The 14,879-nt window shown below is 65.6% G+C and carries 12 protein-coding genes; 11 read left to right on the plus strand and 1 reads right to left on the minus strand.

What is annotated here, in order from left to right:
• The first annotated feature begins 110 nt into the window (after positions 1–110).
• The 5 genes from ABNX08_RS07585 to ABNX08_RS07605 all read left to right on the plus strand — a co-directional run bounded on the left by ABNX08_RS07585 (position 111) and on the right by ABNX08_RS07605 (position 5,293).
• Entirely contained in the window at positions 111–1,361 is a 1,251-nt protein-coding gene (locus tag ABNX08_RS07585) for a branched-chain amino acid ABC transporter substrate-binding protein (RefSeq protein WP_022534576.1), read from the plus strand.
• Positions 1,362–1,544: 183 nt separating this feature from the next.
• Positions 1,545–2,492 (plus strand): branched-chain amino acid ABC transporter permease, encoded by a 948-nt coding sequence (locus ABNX08_RS07590; protein WP_041681004.1) that lies wholly within the window; start codon positions 1,545–1,547, stop codon positions 2,490–2,492.
• A gap of 4 nt (positions 2,493–2,496) precedes the next feature.
• A complete protein-coding gene (locus ABNX08_RS07595) occupies positions 2,497–3,810 on the plus strand; it encodes a branched-chain amino acid ABC transporter permease (protein WP_022534578.1) in 1,314 nt (437 codons plus the stop codon).
• On the plus strand, positions 3,807–4,580 hold the full coding sequence (locus ABNX08_RS07600) for an ABC transporter ATP-binding protein (protein WP_022534579.1): 774 nt from the start codon (positions 3,807–3,809) through the stop codon (positions 4,578–4,580). Before ABNX08_RS07595 ends, ABNX08_RS07600 begins: the two co-directional genes overlap by 4 nt.
• Positions 4,580–5,293, plus strand: coding sequence for an ABC transporter ATP-binding protein (locus ABNX08_RS07605; RefSeq protein ID WP_349604602.1), 714 nt, complete (start codon positions 4,580–4,582; stop codon positions 5,291–5,293). Before ABNX08_RS07600 ends, ABNX08_RS07605 begins: the two co-directional genes overlap by 1 nt.
• A 68-nt stretch (positions 5,294–5,361) precedes the next feature.
• Here the strand turns inward: ABNX08_RS07605 and ABNX08_RS07610 are convergent, their stop codons facing one another.
• The gene (locus ABNX08_RS07610; protein ID WP_374063671.1) at positions 5,362–6,789 is read right to left on the minus strand and encodes an amino acid permease; all 1,428 of its coding nucleotides are present in this window, start codon (positions 6,787–6,789) and stop codon (positions 5,362–5,364) included.
• Positions 6,790–7,398: 609 nt separating this feature from the next.
• On the opposite strand from ABNX08_RS07610, the gene ABNX08_RS07615 reads away from it, so the two are divergent.
• The 6 genes from ABNX08_RS07615 to ABNX08_RS07640 all read left to right on the plus strand — a co-directional run bounded on the left by ABNX08_RS07615 (position 7,399) and on the right by ABNX08_RS07640 (position 14,870).
• Positions 7,399–9,480, plus strand: a complete 2,082-nt coding sequence (locus tag ABNX08_RS07615) for a 3-hydroxyacyl-CoA dehydrogenase NAD-binding domain-containing protein (protein WP_022534582.1) — start codon at positions 7,399–7,401, stop codon at positions 9,478–9,480.
• A 31-nt stretch (positions 9,481–9,511) separates the two neighbouring features.
• Entirely contained in the window at positions 9,512–10,156 is a 645-nt protein-coding gene (gene pncA / locus ABNX08_RS07620) for a bifunctional nicotinamidase/pyrazinamidase (RefSeq protein WP_349604600.1), read from the plus strand.
• A gap of 47 nt (positions 10,157–10,203) precedes the next feature.
• Positions 10,204–11,382 (plus strand): acetyl-CoA C-acyltransferase, encoded by a 1,179-nt coding sequence (locus tag ABNX08_RS07625; protein ID WP_022534584.1) that lies wholly within the window; start codon positions 10,204–10,206, stop codon positions 11,380–11,382.
• 247 nt (positions 11,383–11,629) lie between these two features.
• Complete coding sequence (locus ABNX08_RS07630; RefSeq protein ID WP_349604598.1) at positions 11,630–13,492, plus strand: acyl-CoA dehydrogenase; 1,863 nt, start codon at positions 11,630–11,632, stop codon at positions 13,490–13,492.
• A 47-nt stretch (positions 13,493–13,539) separates the two neighbouring features.
• Entirely contained in the window at positions 13,540–14,322 is a 783-nt protein-coding gene (locus ABNX08_RS07635; RefSeq protein ID WP_022534586.1) for an SDR family oxidoreductase, read from the plus strand.
• Positions 14,323–14,432: 110 nt separating this feature from the next.
• On the plus strand, positions 14,433–14,870 hold the full coding sequence (locus tag ABNX08_RS07640) for a PaaI family thioesterase (protein WP_349604595.1): 438 nt from the start codon (positions 14,433–14,435) through the stop codon (positions 14,868–14,870).
• Positions 14,871–14,879: the final 9 nt, after the last annotated feature.

Here is a 14,879-nt window from a genome sequence, read left to right on the forward strand (position 1 = left end):
GCCAGCTTGCGGCACGGCGTGTTCGGGGCGGACCGGGCGCGCGACGGGAGGAGTGCGCCCGGCCTGCCGCAATCAACGACAAGCCAACGACAAGAGTGAAGGAGACAGGTATGACCAAGATGCGTCCGCTGGTGGCTGGTGTGGCCGTGTTCGCCGCAATGGGTTCTGCGCTGGTTTCGGGGTCTGCACTCGCGGATACGGTGAAGATCGCCTTCATCGATCCGCTTTCGGGGCTGATGGCCCCCGTTGGCCAGAACCAGCTCAAGAGCTGGCAGTACGTGGCCGACGTAGCCAACCAGAAGGGTTGGGCCGGCACGCACAAGTTCGAGGTGGTGGGCTTCGACAACAAGCTGTCGCCGCAGGAAAGCCTGACCATCCTGAAGCAGGCGGTCGACCAGGGCATCCGCTATGTCGTGCAGGGCAACGGCTCGTCGGTCGGGCTGGCGCTGCAGGATGCGGTGGCCAAGCACAACGAGCGCAACCCGGGCAAGGAAATCGTCTACCTGAACTACGCCGCAGTGGACCCGGACATGACCAATGCCAAGTGCAACTACTGGCATTTCCGGCTCGACGCCAACTCCGACATGAAGATGGAGGCGCTGACCACCTTCCTGGCCAAGGATCCCAACGTCAAGAAGGTCTACCTGATCAACCAGAACTACTCGTTCGGGCACCAGGTGGCCAAGGCCGCCAAGGACTACCTGAAGCGCAAGCGCCCGGATATCCAGATCGTGGGTGAAGACCTGCACCCGCTGGCACAGGTGAAGGACTTTGCGCCGTACGCGGCCAAGATCAAGGCCTCGGGCGCCGATACCGTGATCACCGGCAACTGGGGCAGCGACCTGGCGCTGCTGATCAAGGCGGGCAAGGACGCCGGCCTGACCACCAACTATTACACGTACTACGCCGGCACCACCGGCGTGCCCACGGCGATGGGCGCGGCCGGCGCCGAGCACGTCAAGTACGTTGGCTACTTCAACGCCAACAACAAGGGCTTCAAGGGCTCGGACGTCATCGAAGGCTTCAAGAAGAAGTACAACGATGACTTTTACGTGGTCGCTTCCTATACCGGCATCGCCATGCTGTCCAAAGCGATCAAGGACAGCGGCTCGACCGATCCGGTCAAGGTCGCCAAGGCGCTGGAAGGCATCAAGGTCGACAGCATGAATGGCACGGTCGAGATGCGCAACACCGACCACCAGGCCCAGCAGCCGCTGGTGGTTGCCACCTGGTCCAAGGTCGATGGCAAGGAAGTCAAGTACGACCAGGAGAACACCGGCTACGGCTGGAAGACCAACGCGCTGATGGACCAGTACGTGTCCGCCCAGCCCACGTCCTGCCAGATGAAGCGGCCGGGCTGATCCTGTCCCGTGGCGGGCCGGCCACGCTGACAAAGTGGCCGCCCGATCCAGCATACTTTCGGTCTGAAATCGGGGAGCGTCCGGGGCGTCATGCGCCCCCGGAGGGGGACGCTTACCCTTAATCCAACCGGACGGATGCCGGCGCGCCCCCACGCACGCCGGCGCCAGCTTGAAGGACACGCTGTGGAATTCTTCGTCATCTCACTGCTGAACGGCATCAGCTACGGGCTGCTGCTGTTCATGCTGTCGTCGGGCCTCACCCTGATCTTCAGCATGATGGGCGTGCTCAATTTCGCCCACGCCAGCTTCTACATGCTGGGCGCCTACTTTGCCTACACCATCGCCAGCAAGATCGGCTTCTGGCCGGCGCTGATCTTCGCGCCGCTGCTGGTCGCCGGCGCGGGCGCGCTGGTGGAGCGCTTCGGCCTGCGCACGGTGCACAAGTACGGTCACGTGGCCGAGTTGCTGTTCACCTTCGGCCTGGCCTACTTGATCGAGGAGGGCGTCAAGCTGGTGTGGGGCCTGGCCGCGGTGCCGTACCGCATCCCGGCGGAGCTGGACGGGCCGCTGTTCACGGTGTTCACCTCGTCCTTCCCCAAGTACCGCGCCTTCATGATGCTGGTATCGCTGAGCATGCTGGTGGCGATTTACCTGGTGCTGACGCGCACCCGCATCGGGCTGGTGATCCAGGCCGCGCTGACGCACCCGGAAATGGTCGAGGCGCTCGGCCACAACGTGCCGCGCGTCTTCATGATGGTGTTCGGCGGTGGCGCCGCGCTGGCCGGGCTGGCGGGGGTGATCGGCGGCAATGCCTTCGTCACCGAGCCGTCGATGGCCGCGGCGGTGGGCTCGATCGTGTTCGTGGTGGCGGTGGTGGGCGGCATGGGCTCACTGGTGGGGGCGTTCATCGCATCGATCCTGATCGGTGTGCTGCAGACCTTTGCCGTCACCATCGACGCGTCGCTCGCGGGGCTGCTGACCAGTCTGGGGCTGGCGGTCAGCGACGCCACGCCGTTCTATTCCTTGTGGAAGCTCACGGTGGCCCAGGTGGCGCCGGTGCTGCCGTACCTGCTGCTGGTGGTGATGCTGATCTTCCGCCCGCGTGGACTGATGGGAACCCGGGAGAGCTGACACCATGGAGCAAGCGATGCAACAACGCCGCGAGCCGGTGGTCACCGGCCGCACCATGCGCTACCGCCCGCTGAACCTGGCGCGCTGGATGATCTGGAGCCTGACCGTGCTGGTCATGCTGGTGCTGCCGCTGGTCTTTACCGGGGGCTTCGCCATCACGCTGATGTCGCAGATGGGCATCATGATCATTTTCGCGCTGTCGTACAACATGCTGCTCGGGCAGACCGGCATGCTGTCGTTCGGCCATGCGGTGTATTCCGGCCTGGGTGCCTTTATCGCCGTGCACGTGCTGAACATGGTCGGCGCCGGCAAGGTATGGCTGCCGGTGTCGATGCTGCCGCTGGTCGGGGGGCTGGCCGGCGCGTTCTTCGGCGTGATCTTTGGCTATGTCACCACCAAGAAGGCCGGCACCACCTTCGCCATGATCACCATGGGCATCGGCGAGATGGTGTTCGCGAGCTCGCTGATGTTCCCCGAGTTCTTCGGCGGCGAGGGCGGCATCTCCACCAACCGGGTGGTCGGCGACCCCTTCCTGGGCCTCACCTTCGGGCCGGGCCGCCAGGTCTACTACCTGATCGCGGTGTGGTGCGTGGCATCGATGGTGGCGATGTACGCGTGGACGCAGACGCCGCTGGGCCGCATCGCCAACGCCGTGCGCGACAACCCCGAGCGGGTCGAGTTCATCGGCTACAACACCCAGCGCGTGCGCTACCTGGTGCTGATCCTGTCGGCATTCTTCGCCGGCATCTCCGGCGCGCTGGCGGCGATCAACTTCGAGATCGTCTCGGCCGAGAACGTCAGCGCGGTGCGTTCCGGCGGCGTGCTGCTGGCGGTGTTTATCGGCGGCGCGGGCGTGTTCTTCGGGCCCATCATCGGCGCGGTGGTGTTCGTGCTGTTCGCGGTGGCGCTGTCGGACCTGACCAAGGCCTGGCTGCTCTACCTGGGGCTGTTCTTTGTGCTGATGGTGATGTTCGTGCCGGGCGGGCTGGCCAGCCTGCTGTTGATGCAGCTGCCGCTGCTGGGCAAGGGCAAGCTCAAGCGCATGCTGCCGTCGTACGCCCGTGCCGGCGCCGCCGGTGTGGTGCTGCTGCTGGCCATGATTCTCACGGTCGAGCTGGTCTACAAGGTTCAGGTCGACAGCGCCAATGGCACCGCCATGAAGCTGTTCGGCATCGGTTTCGATGCCGCGATGTGGATGCCATGGGCGGTGGCGGCGGTGCTGTGGGCCGCCGGGCTGGCCGCATGGCGGCTGGCGGTGCGCGGCGCGCGGGCTGAGTGGGACAAGGTGCAGGCAGAAATCGCGGGAGGCAGGGCATGACGGCGGCGCTGGAACTGACCGATGTACGCAAGAAGTTCGGCCAGACGGAGATCATCCGCGGCGTGAACCTGAACATTGCCAAGGGCGAGCGCCACGCGCTGATCGGGCCGAACGGGGCGGGCAAGTCCACCACCTTCAACCTGATCTCCGGCCGCTTTGCGCCGACCAGCGGCACGGTGCGGCTGAACGGCGAGGAGATCGGCGGGCTGCAGCCCTTCGTGATCAACCGCATGGGGCTGTCGCGCAGCTTCCAGATCACCAATATCTTCCACCGGCTGTCGGTGTTCGAGAACCTGCGCTGCGCGGTGCTGTGGTCGCTCGGCTACAAGTACTCGTTCTGGCACAGGCTGACGGGCCTGCGCGATGCGCGCGAGCGCGCCGAGGAAGTGCTGGAGCTGATCGGCATGCAGCACCGCCGCGATTCGCAGGCCGGCTTGCTGACCTACGCCGAGCAGCGCGCGCTGGAGATCGGCATCACCATCGCCGGCGGCGCCGAGGTGATCCTGCTGGACGAGCCCACCGCGGGCATGAGCCGCTCCGAGTCCGACCATGCGGTCGAGCTGATCCGCAAGGTCACCGTGGGCAAGACGCTGGTGATGGTGGAGCACGACATGAGCGTGGTGTTCGGCCTGGCCGACCGGATCTCGGTGCTGGTCTACGGCGAGGTGATCGCCACCGACACGCCGCAGGCGATCCGTAACAACCGCAAGGTCAAGGAAGCCTACCTGGGCACCACGCTGGACGAAGACACCACCGAAGGAGCGCACTGATGGGCAAGCGCATGCTGGACGTCACGGGCCTGCACGCCTACTACGGCAAGAGCCATATCCTGCACGGGGTGGATGCCCATATCGACGAAGGCGAGATCGTCGCGCTGCTGGGCCGCAACGGGGTGGGGCGCTCGACCATGGCCAAGGCCATCCTGGGGATGGTCAAGGCCGAGGGCTCGGTGAAGTTTCGCGACGAGGAGATCCTGGGGCGGCGCACCTTCGAGATCGCGCACCTGGGGATCGGCTATGTGCCGGAGAACCGGGATATCTTCCCGACGCTGACGGTGCGGCAGAACCTGTTGCTGGGCGAGAAGCGCAACCCGCGGCAGGCCAAGCCGCGCTGGTCGGTGGAGGACATGTTCAATATGTTCCCGCGGTTGAAAGAGCGGGAAAACACCTCGGCCGGCGTGCTGTCAGGCGGCGAGCAGCAGATGCTGACGCTGTGCCGCACGCTGATGGGCGACCCCGACCTGATCCTGATCGACGAGCCGACCGAAGGGCTCGCGCCGATGATCGTGACGCTGGTGGGCGATTACCTGAAGACGCTGAAGGAGCGTGGGGTGTCGGTGTTGCTGATCGAGCAGAAGCTGGCGATTGCGCTGGATATCTCGCAGCGGGTCTATGTGATGGGACACGGGCATATCGTGTTCGAGGGGACGCCCGCGGAGTTGAAGGCGAATTCGCAGGTGCGGAAGGAGTGGCTGGAGGTTTGAGCCGACCAGACCCAATGCAAACGGCCCGCGCATTTGCGCGGGCCGTTTGGCTTAAGGCGGGAAACGGCTCAGGCCGCCAGCTTTTCCCGGGCCTCGACCTGAGGCTTCGGCAACTCGAACGGCATATCCTCGTAATCGATCATCCGAGTCTTCTTCACGACCCGATATCCCCACCACAGCGCCAGGAACGCCGGCACGCCGATATAGGTCGCAACGATCTCCGGCCAGCGGTTCGGGATATCCGCGAACGCCTGGTAGTTCTGCCCGGCCACGATCACCACGCACAGCACCCCGGCAAAGATCGGCCCGAACGGATACAGCGGCGACCGGTACGCCAGCATGCTGACGTCATACCCCTGATGCACCAGCCCGCGGCGGAAGCGGTAGTGGCTGACGGCAATTCCGAGCCACGCAAAGAAGCCCGTCATGGCCGAGGTATTGAGCAGCCACAGGTACACCGCCTTGTCCCCGAACAGCGAACTGAAGAAACACAGCGCGCCCACGCCAGTGGTGAGCAGCAGCGCATTGAACGGCACGCCATTCACCGTCAGCTTGCCAAAGGCCCGCGGCGCGCGGCCGCTGACCGCCAGGCCATAGAGGATCCGGGTGGACACATACATGCTCGAGGTACCGGCCGACAGCAGCGCGGTCAGCACCACGGCATTCATCAGGCCCGCCGCAAAGGCCAGCCCGGCGTGGCGGAACACTAGCGCGAACGGGCTCACGCCGACGTCGGTGACGTCATTGCGCAGCAGGCTGGGATCGGTATAGGGAATCAGCACCCCGATGATCAGGATGGCAATCACATAGAACAGCAGGATGCGCCAGAAGGTCTGCCGGATCGCGCGCGGGATGGTCTTGGCCGGGTTTTCCGCCTCCCCGGCGGCCACGCCAACGGTTTCCGTGCCCTGGAACGAGAACCCCGCAATCATCGCCACCCCGAACATGGCCGGGATGCCGCCGACAAAGGGCGCGTCGCCGAGCGTGAAGTTGTGCCAGCCCGATTGCGGCCCGCCCTTCATGATGCCGAAGATCATCAGCAGGCCCACGCCCAGGAACACCACCACGGTTACCACCTTGATCAGCGCGAACCAGTACTCGGCCTCGCCGAAGCCGCGCACCGAGAAGGCATTGAGCACGAACATCAGCAGCAGGAAGGCCGCGCTCCAGACCACCCCTGGCACATGAGGGAACCAGTACTGCATCACCAGTTGCGCCGCGGTCAGCTCCACGGCGATGGTCACCGCCAGGCTGAACCAGTAGTTCCAGCCCAGCGCGAAGCCGAAGCCCTCATCGACATAGAGCGCGCTGTAGGTGACGAAGGAGCCAGCCACCGGCATATGGACGGCGAGCTCGCCCAGGCTGGTCATCAGGCAGTAAACCATCAGGCCGAGCAGCACATACATCAGCAGCGCGCCGCCGGGCCCGGCCTGTGCGATCGAGGCGCCCGAGGCGACGAACAGCCCCGTGCCCACGGCGCCGCCGATGGCGATCATGGTCAGGTGGCGGGCCTTGAGCTTGCGCTTGAGGTCGTCATGCTCTACCACCGGGTGCTGGTGCTGGTGCTGGTGCTCGTGCGGGTGTGAATGTGAATGGGAAGACATCAGGGTCGCTGGAACTTCCGCCGGCCCGGCGTCTTGTGGAGGCCTGGGCGGCAAAAAACGAAAAGCCGCGAGTCTACCGCGTCTTTTTCAGCGAGTCGTCCGACCGGGCCAAATAAAAGTCCGATACTGAGTTTAGAACCGGCCCTCGGTTGGTCTCGCATGTGCTGTAATCGGCATTCATTCGGACGCGGCAGCGCGAATTTTCCGGCTAATGGGGCGCCCGTCATGCATCCCGGTAAGGGCCACAATTCACGCCGTTCATGCAATAGGAAAACCGCCAAAATTAAAATTGAACGACCGTGCTATTTTGTGTATGCTTGTTTCGCCCAACAGCCTGAAGGCGTTGATGGGCGCGGGAATGCGGCAAGTCGGGCGGAGGGTTTACCCTCCCGCGGTGCCAGCCACCCGGGCAGCAAACGGCCATTACAGGCCGTGCAGGAGCGGTAAAAAATGAATTCGAGAATTCGAATCCCGAGACAACTTCTGAACAAAGGAACCAGCATGACAGCGCAGTATCAGGTTCAGGACGGCGTAGCCGTCATCACGCTCGACAATCCCCCTGTCAACGGCCTGGGTCACAGCACCCGGCTTGGCATCGTCGAAGGCATGACCCGCGCGCTGGACGATGCCGCCGTCAAGGCGATCGTCATCACCGGCGCTGGCAAGGCATTCTCGGGCGGCGCCGACATCCGTGAATTCAATACGCCCAAGGCCATGCAGGAGCCGACGCTGCACTCGGTGATCCGCGTGCTGGAAGCATCGTCCAAGCCGGTGGTGGCTGCGGTGCACTCGGTCGCCATGGGTGGCGGCCTGGAGCTGGCGCTGGGCTGTAACTACCGCGTGGCGTCCAAGGGCGCGCAGATCGCGCTGCCGGAAGTGAAGCTGGGCCTGCTGCCCGGCGCCGGCGGCACGCAGCGCCTGCCGCGCGTGATCGGCCTGGAGGCCGCGGCCAACATGATCGTGTCGGGCACCCCGGTGCTGTCCGAGAAGTTCGCCGGCACCAAGCTGTTCGACGAGATCGTCGACGGTGATGTGCTGCCAGCAGCGGTCAAGTTTGCGCAGAACGTTGGCGCCGCCACCGGCCCGCACCCGAAGGTGCGCGACCTGAAGGTGCGCCACGAGAACCCCGAAGGCTACCTGGGCTTTGCCCGCAACACCGTTGCCGCGATGGCCAAGAACTTCCCGGCGCCGCTGAAGTGCCTGGAAGCGGTGGCCGGCTCGCTCAAGCCGTTCGAGCAAGGCCTGAAGGAAGAGCGCGAGGGCTTCCTGTTCCTGGTCACCACGCCGGAATCGCGCGCGCTGCGCCACGCCTTCTTCGGCGAGCGTGCCGCCAGCAAGATCCCCGACGTGCCTGAAGGCACCGCGACCCGCAAGATCGAGAAGATCGCCGTGATCGGCGCCGGCACCATGGGTGGCGGCATCAGCATGAACTTCCTGAACGCCGGCATCCCGGTCACCATGCTGGAAACCAAGCAGGAAGCGCTGGACCGCGGCGTGGCCACGATCCGCAAGAACTACGAGAACAGCGCCAAGAAGGGCAAGCTCACGCAAGAGAAGGTCGAGCAGCGCATGGGCCTGCTGAGCACCACGCTGTCCTATGACGACCTCAAGGACGCCGACCTCATCATCGAGGCCGTGTTCGAGGAAATGGGCGTCAAGGAGACCGTGTTCAAGAAGCTGGATGAAGTCGCCAAGCAAGGCGCGATCCTGGCCTCGAATACCTCCACGCTCGACGTCAACAAGATCGCTTCGTTTACCAAGCGTCCGCAGGACGTGGTCGGCATGCACTTCTTCAGCCCGGCCAACGTGATGAAGCTGCTGGAAGTGGTGCGCGGCGAGAAGACCGGCAAGGATGTGCTGGCCACGGTCATGCAGATCGGCAAGAAGATCAAGAAGACCGCGGTGGTGTCGGGCGTGTGCGACGGCTTTATCGGCAACCGCATGATCGAGCAGTACAGCCGCCAGGCCGGCTACCTGCTGGACGAAGGCGCGCTGCCCGAGCAGGTCGACAAGGCCATCGAGAAGTTCGGCTTTGCCATGGGCCCGTTCCGCATGGGCGACCTGGCTGGCAACGACATCGGCTGGGCCATCCGCAAGCGCCGCGCGGTGGACAAGCCGGACATCCAGTATTCCAAGACCGCCGACCTGCTGTGCGAAATGGGCCGCTTCGGCCAGAAGACCGGCGCGGGCTGGTACGACTACAAGGCGGGCGACCGCAAGCCGTACCCGAACCAGCAGGTCAACGACATGATCGTGCAGCACTCGAAGGACCTGGGTATCACGCGCCGCAAGATCTCTGACGAAGAGATCGTCGAGCGCCTGGTGTTCGCACTGGTCAACGAAGGCGCCAAGATCCTGGAGGAAGGCATTGCTTCCAAGGCTTCGGATATCGACATGGTGTACCTGACCGGCTACGGCTTCCCGCTGTTCCGCGGCGGCCCGATGCTGTACGCGGACCAGGTCGGCCTGTACAACGTGGCGCTGGCAATGAAGCGCTACGCCAAGGGCTACCACGGTGAAGCCTGGCAGGTCGCGCCGCTGCTGCAGAAGCTGGCGGACGAAGGCAAGGGTTTCAACGGCTAATACGGCCACGAGGGTTCAGCCAGGAGCGGCCATGAACACGACCATCGGACCGGACGATTGCCTGCTGGTGATCGACGTGCAGAACGACTTCATGCCGGGCGGCGCGCTTGCCGTGCTCAATGGCGATGAGGTGGTGCCCGTCATCAACCGGCTGGCGCGCGCGTTCGGGCACGTGGTGCTGACGCAGGACTGGCATCCGGCCGCGCACGTCTCGTTCGCGGCCAATCATGCCGGCACGCAGCCGTTCCAGTCGCTCACGCTGCCGTACGGGCCGCAGGTGCTGTGGCCGGTGCATTGCGTGCAGGACACGCCGGGCGCCGCGCTGCATGCGGGCCTTCACGTGCCGCACGCGCGGTTGCTGATCCGCAAGGGCCACCATGCCGACGTGGACAGCTACTCCGCCTTCCTGGAGGCGGACCGCACCACGCGCACCGGGCTGGCCGGCTACCTGCGCGAGCATGGCGTCAGGCGCGTGTTCTGCGCCGGGCTGGCGACGGACTACTGCGTGGCATGGAGCGCGCTCGATGCGCGCGCCGCGGGCTTCGAGGCCGCGGTGATCGAGGATGCCTGCCGCGCCATCGACCTGGAAGGGTCGCTGGCGCAGGCGTGGCAGGACCTCGGCGCCGCCGGCGTCGCCCGTGTCATGTCCGCGGATGTGCTCAAGGGCCAGGGCTGAACCGAACCACCGAACTGAAAGACACAAGAGATTCCGAGGAGCAAGACATGAACGAAGCAGTCATCGTATCCACCGCACGGACCGCACTGGCCAAGAGCTGGAAGGGTGCCTTCAACATGACCCACGGCGCCACGCTGGGTGGTCACGCCGTTCAGCACGCCATCGCCCGCGCCAAAATCGACGCCGCCGAAGTGGAAGACGTGCTGATGGGCTGTGCCAACCCGGAAGGCGCCACCGGCGCCAATATCGCGCGCCAGATCGCACTGCGCGCCGGCTGCCCGGTCACCGTGCCTGGCGCCACCGTCAACCGCTTCTGCTCGTCCGGCCTGCAGACCATCGCCATGGCCGCGCAGCGCGTGATCGCCGATGAGGGCGATATCTTCGTCGCCGGCGGCGTGGAGAGCATCTCCTGCGTGCAGCAGGAGATGAACCGCCACATGATCCAGGAAAGCTGGCTGGTCAAGAACAAGCCGGAAATCTACTGGAACATGCTCCAGACCGCCGAGACCGTGGCCAAGCGCTACAACATCGCGAAGGAGCGCCAGGACGAATACGGCGTGCGCAGCCAGCAACGCGCCGCCGCCGCCCAGGAAGCCGGCAAGTTCAAGGACGAGATCGTGCCGATGACGGTGCTCGCCGGTGTGGCCGACAAGTCCACCGGCCAGCTGGTGACGAAGGAAGTCACCATCTCCGCCGACGAAGGCATCCGCGCCGACACCACGCTGGAAGGCGTGGCCAAGATCCGCAGCGCGGTGCCGGGTGGCGTGATCACCGCCGGCAATGCCTCGCAGTTCTCCGACGGCGCTTCGGCAGCCGTGGTGATGAACGCGCGCGTGGCCGAGGCCAGGGGCCTGCAGCCGCTGGGTGTGTTCCGCGGCTTTGCCGTGGCGGGCTGCGAGCCGGATGAGATGGGCATCGGTCCCGTCTTCGCGGTGCCAAAGCTGCTGAAGAAGGCCGGCCTGAAGGTCGAGGACATCGGCCTGTGGGAGCTGAACGAAGCCTTCGCCGTGCAGGTGCTGTACTGCGCCGACAAGCTGGGCATCCCGATGGATCGCCTCAACGTCAACGGCGGCGCCATCGCAGTGGGCCACCCGTACGGCGTGTCGGGTGCTCGCCTGGTCGGCCATGCGCTGATCGAAGGCAAGCGCCGCGGCGTCAAGTATGTGGTCGTGACCATGTGCATCGGCGGCGGCCAGGGCGCGGCTGGATTGTTCGAAGTCCTGTAACTGCCGACAAAGCCGGCACGCTGCCGGTTTGCTCCCCCGCCCGCTTGCGGGAGAGGGGCAGGGGGTGAGGGCAGGCGGTGGCATACCGCCGGCCTGTACTTCGTAGTACCGTCCGGCCCTCACCCCAACCCTCTCCCGCATGCGGGAGAGGGAGCACCCATGCGGTGCGATTCAAAGCCCTGGCGGTTCGCACAAGAAGGCAACAAGAATTCACGGCGCACCACGCAGTGCGCCGCATGGAGACACCATGTCGATGATCCTTTCCCGCCGCGACCTGAACTTCGTGCTGTACGAATGGCTCAAGGTCGACGAGCTGACCCGCATCCCGCGCTATGCCGACCACTCGCGCGAGACCTTCGATGCAGCGCTGGACACCTGCGAGAAGATCGCCACCGACCTGTTCGCGCCGCACAACAAGAAGAACGACCAGCAAGAACCGCATTTCGACGGCGAGACCGTCAGCATCATCCCCGAAGTCAGCACCGCACTGAAGGCCTTCTGCGATGCCGGGCTGATGGCCGCGGGCCAGGACTATGAGCTGGGCGGCATGCAGCTGCCGGTGGTGGTGGAGAAGGCCGGCTTCGCTTATTTCAAGGGCGCCAACGTCGGCACCAGTTCCTACCCCTTCCTGACCATCGGCAACGCCAACCTGTTGCTGACGCACGGCACGCCGGCGCAGGTCGAGACCTTCGTCAAGCCGGAGATGGAAGGGCGCTTCTTCGGCACCATGTGCCTGTCGGAGCCGCAGGCCGGGTCGTCGCTGTCCGACATCACCACGCGCGCCGAGTACGAGGGCGATTCGCCGCTGGGCCAGCAATATCGCCTGCGCGGCAACAAGATGTGGATTTCCGCCGGCGAGCACGAGCTGTCGGACAACATCGTCCACCTGGTGCTGGCCAAGATCCCCGGCCCGGACGGCAAGCTGATCCCGGGCGTGAAGGGTATCTCGCTGTTCATCGTGCCCAAGTACCTGGTCAACGAGGACGGCTCGCTCGGCGAGCACAACGACGTGGTGCTGGCCGGCCTCAACCACAAGATGGGCTACCGCGGCACCACCAACTGCCTGCTCAACTTCGGCGAAGGCATGAAGTACAAGCCGGGCGGCAAGGCCGGCGCGATCGGCTACCTGGTGGGCGAGCCGCACAAGGGCCTGGCCTGCATGTTCCACATGATGAACGAGGCGCGCATCGGCGTCGGCCTGGGCGCGGTGATGCTGGGCTATACCGGCTACCTGCATGCGCTCGACTACGCGCGCAACCGCCCGCAGGGCCGCCCGGTCGGCCCCGGCGGCAAGGACGCGGCCAGCCCGCAGGTCAGGCTGGTCGAGCACGCCGATATCCGGCGCATGCTGCTGGCGCAGAAGAGCTACGTCGAAGGCGGCCTGGCGCTGAACCTGTACTGCGCGCAGCTGGTCGACGAGGAAGAAGCGGCCGCCGCCGCCGGTGACGAGACCACGCACGCGCGCCTCGCGCTGCTGCTCGACATCCTGACGCCGATCGCCAAGAGCTGGCCGTCGCAATGGTGCCTGGAGGCCAACAACCTGGCGATCCAGGTGCACGGCGGCTATGGCTATACGCGCGAGTACAACGTCGAGCAGTTCTACCGCGACAACCGCCTGAACCCGATCCACGAAGGCACCCACGGCATCCAGGGCCTGGACCTGCTGGGCCGCAAGGTGGTGATGAAGGATGGCGCGGCGTTCAAGCTGCTGGGCGACCGTGTGCAGGACACGATCAAGCGAGCGCTGTCCGCCGACGATGCCGAACTGGCGCAGCAGGCGCGCGCGCTCGGCGCCGCCACCACGCGCCTGGCCGAGGTCACGCAGACGCTGTGGAGCGCGGGTGACCCGAACGTGACGCTGGCCAATGCATCCATCTACCTGGAGGCCTTCGGGCACGTGGTGGTGGCGTGGATCTGGCTGGAGCAGGCGCTGGTGGCACAGGCCGGGCTGAAGCAGGCGGGCGGCAAGGAAGACGAGGATTTCTATCGCGGCAAGCTGGCCGCCGCGGCCTACTTCTTCCGCTGGGAACTGCCCAAGGTCGGACCGCAGCTGGACCTGCTCGAAACGCTCGACCGTACCACGCTGGATATGCAGGACGCGTGGTTTTGAACGGCCCTCGCCCCATCCCCAAAGACAAGAGAACGAAGGAAGACAACATGCGCACCATCCAGCAACTGTTTGACCTGAAGGGCAAGACCGCACTGATCACCGGCGGTTCGCGCGGGCTCGGCCTGCAGATCGCCGAGGCACTGGGGGAGCAGGGCGCCCGCGTGGTGCTGTCGGCGCGCAAGGCCGACGAACTGCAGGCGGCCCAGGCGCACCTGAAGTCGCTCGGCATCGAGGCCGACTGGATCGCCGCCGACGGCTCGCAGGAGTCGGAGATTGCGCGGCTGGCTGACGAAGCTATCGCCAAGCTGGGCCACGTCGACATCCTGGTCAACAACGCCGGCGCCACCTGGGGCGCCCCCGCCGAAGACCATCCGGTCGAGGCCTGGGACAAGGTGATGAACCTGAACATCCGCGGCCTGTTCCTGCTGAGCCAGCGCATCGGCAAGCTGTCGATGATCCCGCGCCGCTACGGCCGCATCATCAACGTGGCGTCGATCGCCGGGCTGGCCGGCAACCCGCCGGGCACGATGGAAACCATCGCCTACAACACCTCCAAGGGCGCGGTGGTCAACTTCACGCGCACGCTGGCGGCCGAGTGGGGCGAGCACAACATCACCGTCAACGCGCTGGCGCCGGGCTTCTTTCCGTCCAAGATGACCAAGGGCTCGCTCGAGCGCCTGGGCGTCGAGGCCATGTGCGCCGGCGTGCCGCTGCATCGCCTGGGTGACGATGAAGACCTGAAGGGCGCCGCGCTGCTGTTCGCCAGCGATGCCGGCAAGCACATTACCGGGCAGATCCTGGCGGTCGACGGCGGCGTCAGCGCGGTCTGAGCGGGGCAATCCGGCGCCGCGGCTTGGCGGAACGCCGGATTGCGCTCAAACTTGGGGCCGGCGCGAGGCGGCTGCCTCGCAGGTACTCATTTTCCGGACTTGCATTAGCCATGAACCAGTTCAAAGGGCCCCTGACCCATATCCCCTTCCTCGCCGACCTCGGCGTGACCTGCAGCCTGGCTGAAGGCGGGCGCAGCGAGATCGCGCTGCCGATCCTCAAGCGTCACGAGAACAGCTGGGACATGGCGCACGGCGGCGTGATCATGACGCTGCTCGACGTGGCCATGGCCGTGGCCGGCCGCAGTGCCGACGCGGACGGGCGCGGCGTGGTCACCATCGAGATGAAGACCAGCTTTATGGCGCCCGGGCGCGGCACGCTGACCGCGCGCGGCACCACCGTGCATCGCACCACCACCATGGTGTTCTGCGAAGGCGAGATCGTCGACGCCGACGGCAAGACCGTGGCGCGCGCGTCGGGCACCTTCAAGTACATCCGGCGCATGCCGCCGCAGCGTCCGGGCGAGACCGATACCGGCGCCGACGGCTGAGCGCCGGCA

Origin of the sequence: Cupriavidus sp. DF5525 (genome assembly GCF_040149425.2) — a bacterium.
Taxonomy (GTDB): Bacteria; Pseudomonadota; Gammaproteobacteria; order Burkholderiales; family Burkholderiaceae; genus Cupriavidus; species Cupriavidus pickettii_A.

Excerpts from the sequence above, each read along its gene's own strand:
- ABNX08_RS07585 (WP_022534576.1), top strand. The coding sequence starts at position 111 with ATGACCAAGATGCGTCCGCTGGTGGCTGGTGTGGCCGTGTTCGCCGCA.
- ABNX08_RS07595 (WP_022534578.1), top strand. The coding sequence starts at position 2,497 with ATGGAGCAAGCGATGCAACAACGCCGCGAGCCGGTGGTCACCGGCCGC.
- ABNX08_RS07600 (WP_022534579.1), top strand. The coding sequence starts at position 3,807 with ATGACGGCGGCGCTGGAACTGACCGATGTACGCAAGAAGTTCGGCCAG.
- ABNX08_RS07605 (WP_349604602.1), top strand. The coding sequence starts at position 4,580 with ATGGGCAAGCGCATGCTGGACGTCACGGGCCTGCACGCCTACTACGGC.
- ABNX08_RS07610 (WP_374063671.1), bottom strand. The coding sequence starts at position 6,789 with ATGATCGCCATCGGCGGCGCCGTGGGCACGGGGCTGTTCGTCGCCTCG.
- ABNX08_RS07615 (WP_022534582.1), top strand. The coding sequence starts at position 7,399 with ATGACAGCGCAGTATCAGGTTCAGGACGGCGTAGCCGTCATCACGCTC.
- pncA (WP_349604600.1), top strand. The coding sequence starts at position 9,512 with ATGAACACGACCATCGGACCGGACGATTGCCTGCTGGTGATCGACGTG.
- ABNX08_RS07625 (WP_022534584.1), top strand. The coding sequence starts at position 10,204 with ATGAACGAAGCAGTCATCGTATCCACCGCACGGACCGCACTGGCCAAG.
- ABNX08_RS07630 (WP_349604598.1), top strand. The coding sequence starts at position 11,630 with ATGTCGATGATCCTTTCCCGCCGCGACCTGAACTTCGTGCTGTACGAA.
- ABNX08_RS07635 (WP_022534586.1), top strand. The coding sequence starts at position 13,540 with ATGCGCACCATCCAGCAACTGTTTGACCTGAAGGGCAAGACCGCACTG.
- ABNX08_RS07640 (WP_349604595.1), top strand. The coding sequence starts at position 14,433 with ATGAACCAGTTCAAAGGGCCCCTGACCCATATCCCCTTCCTCGCCGAC.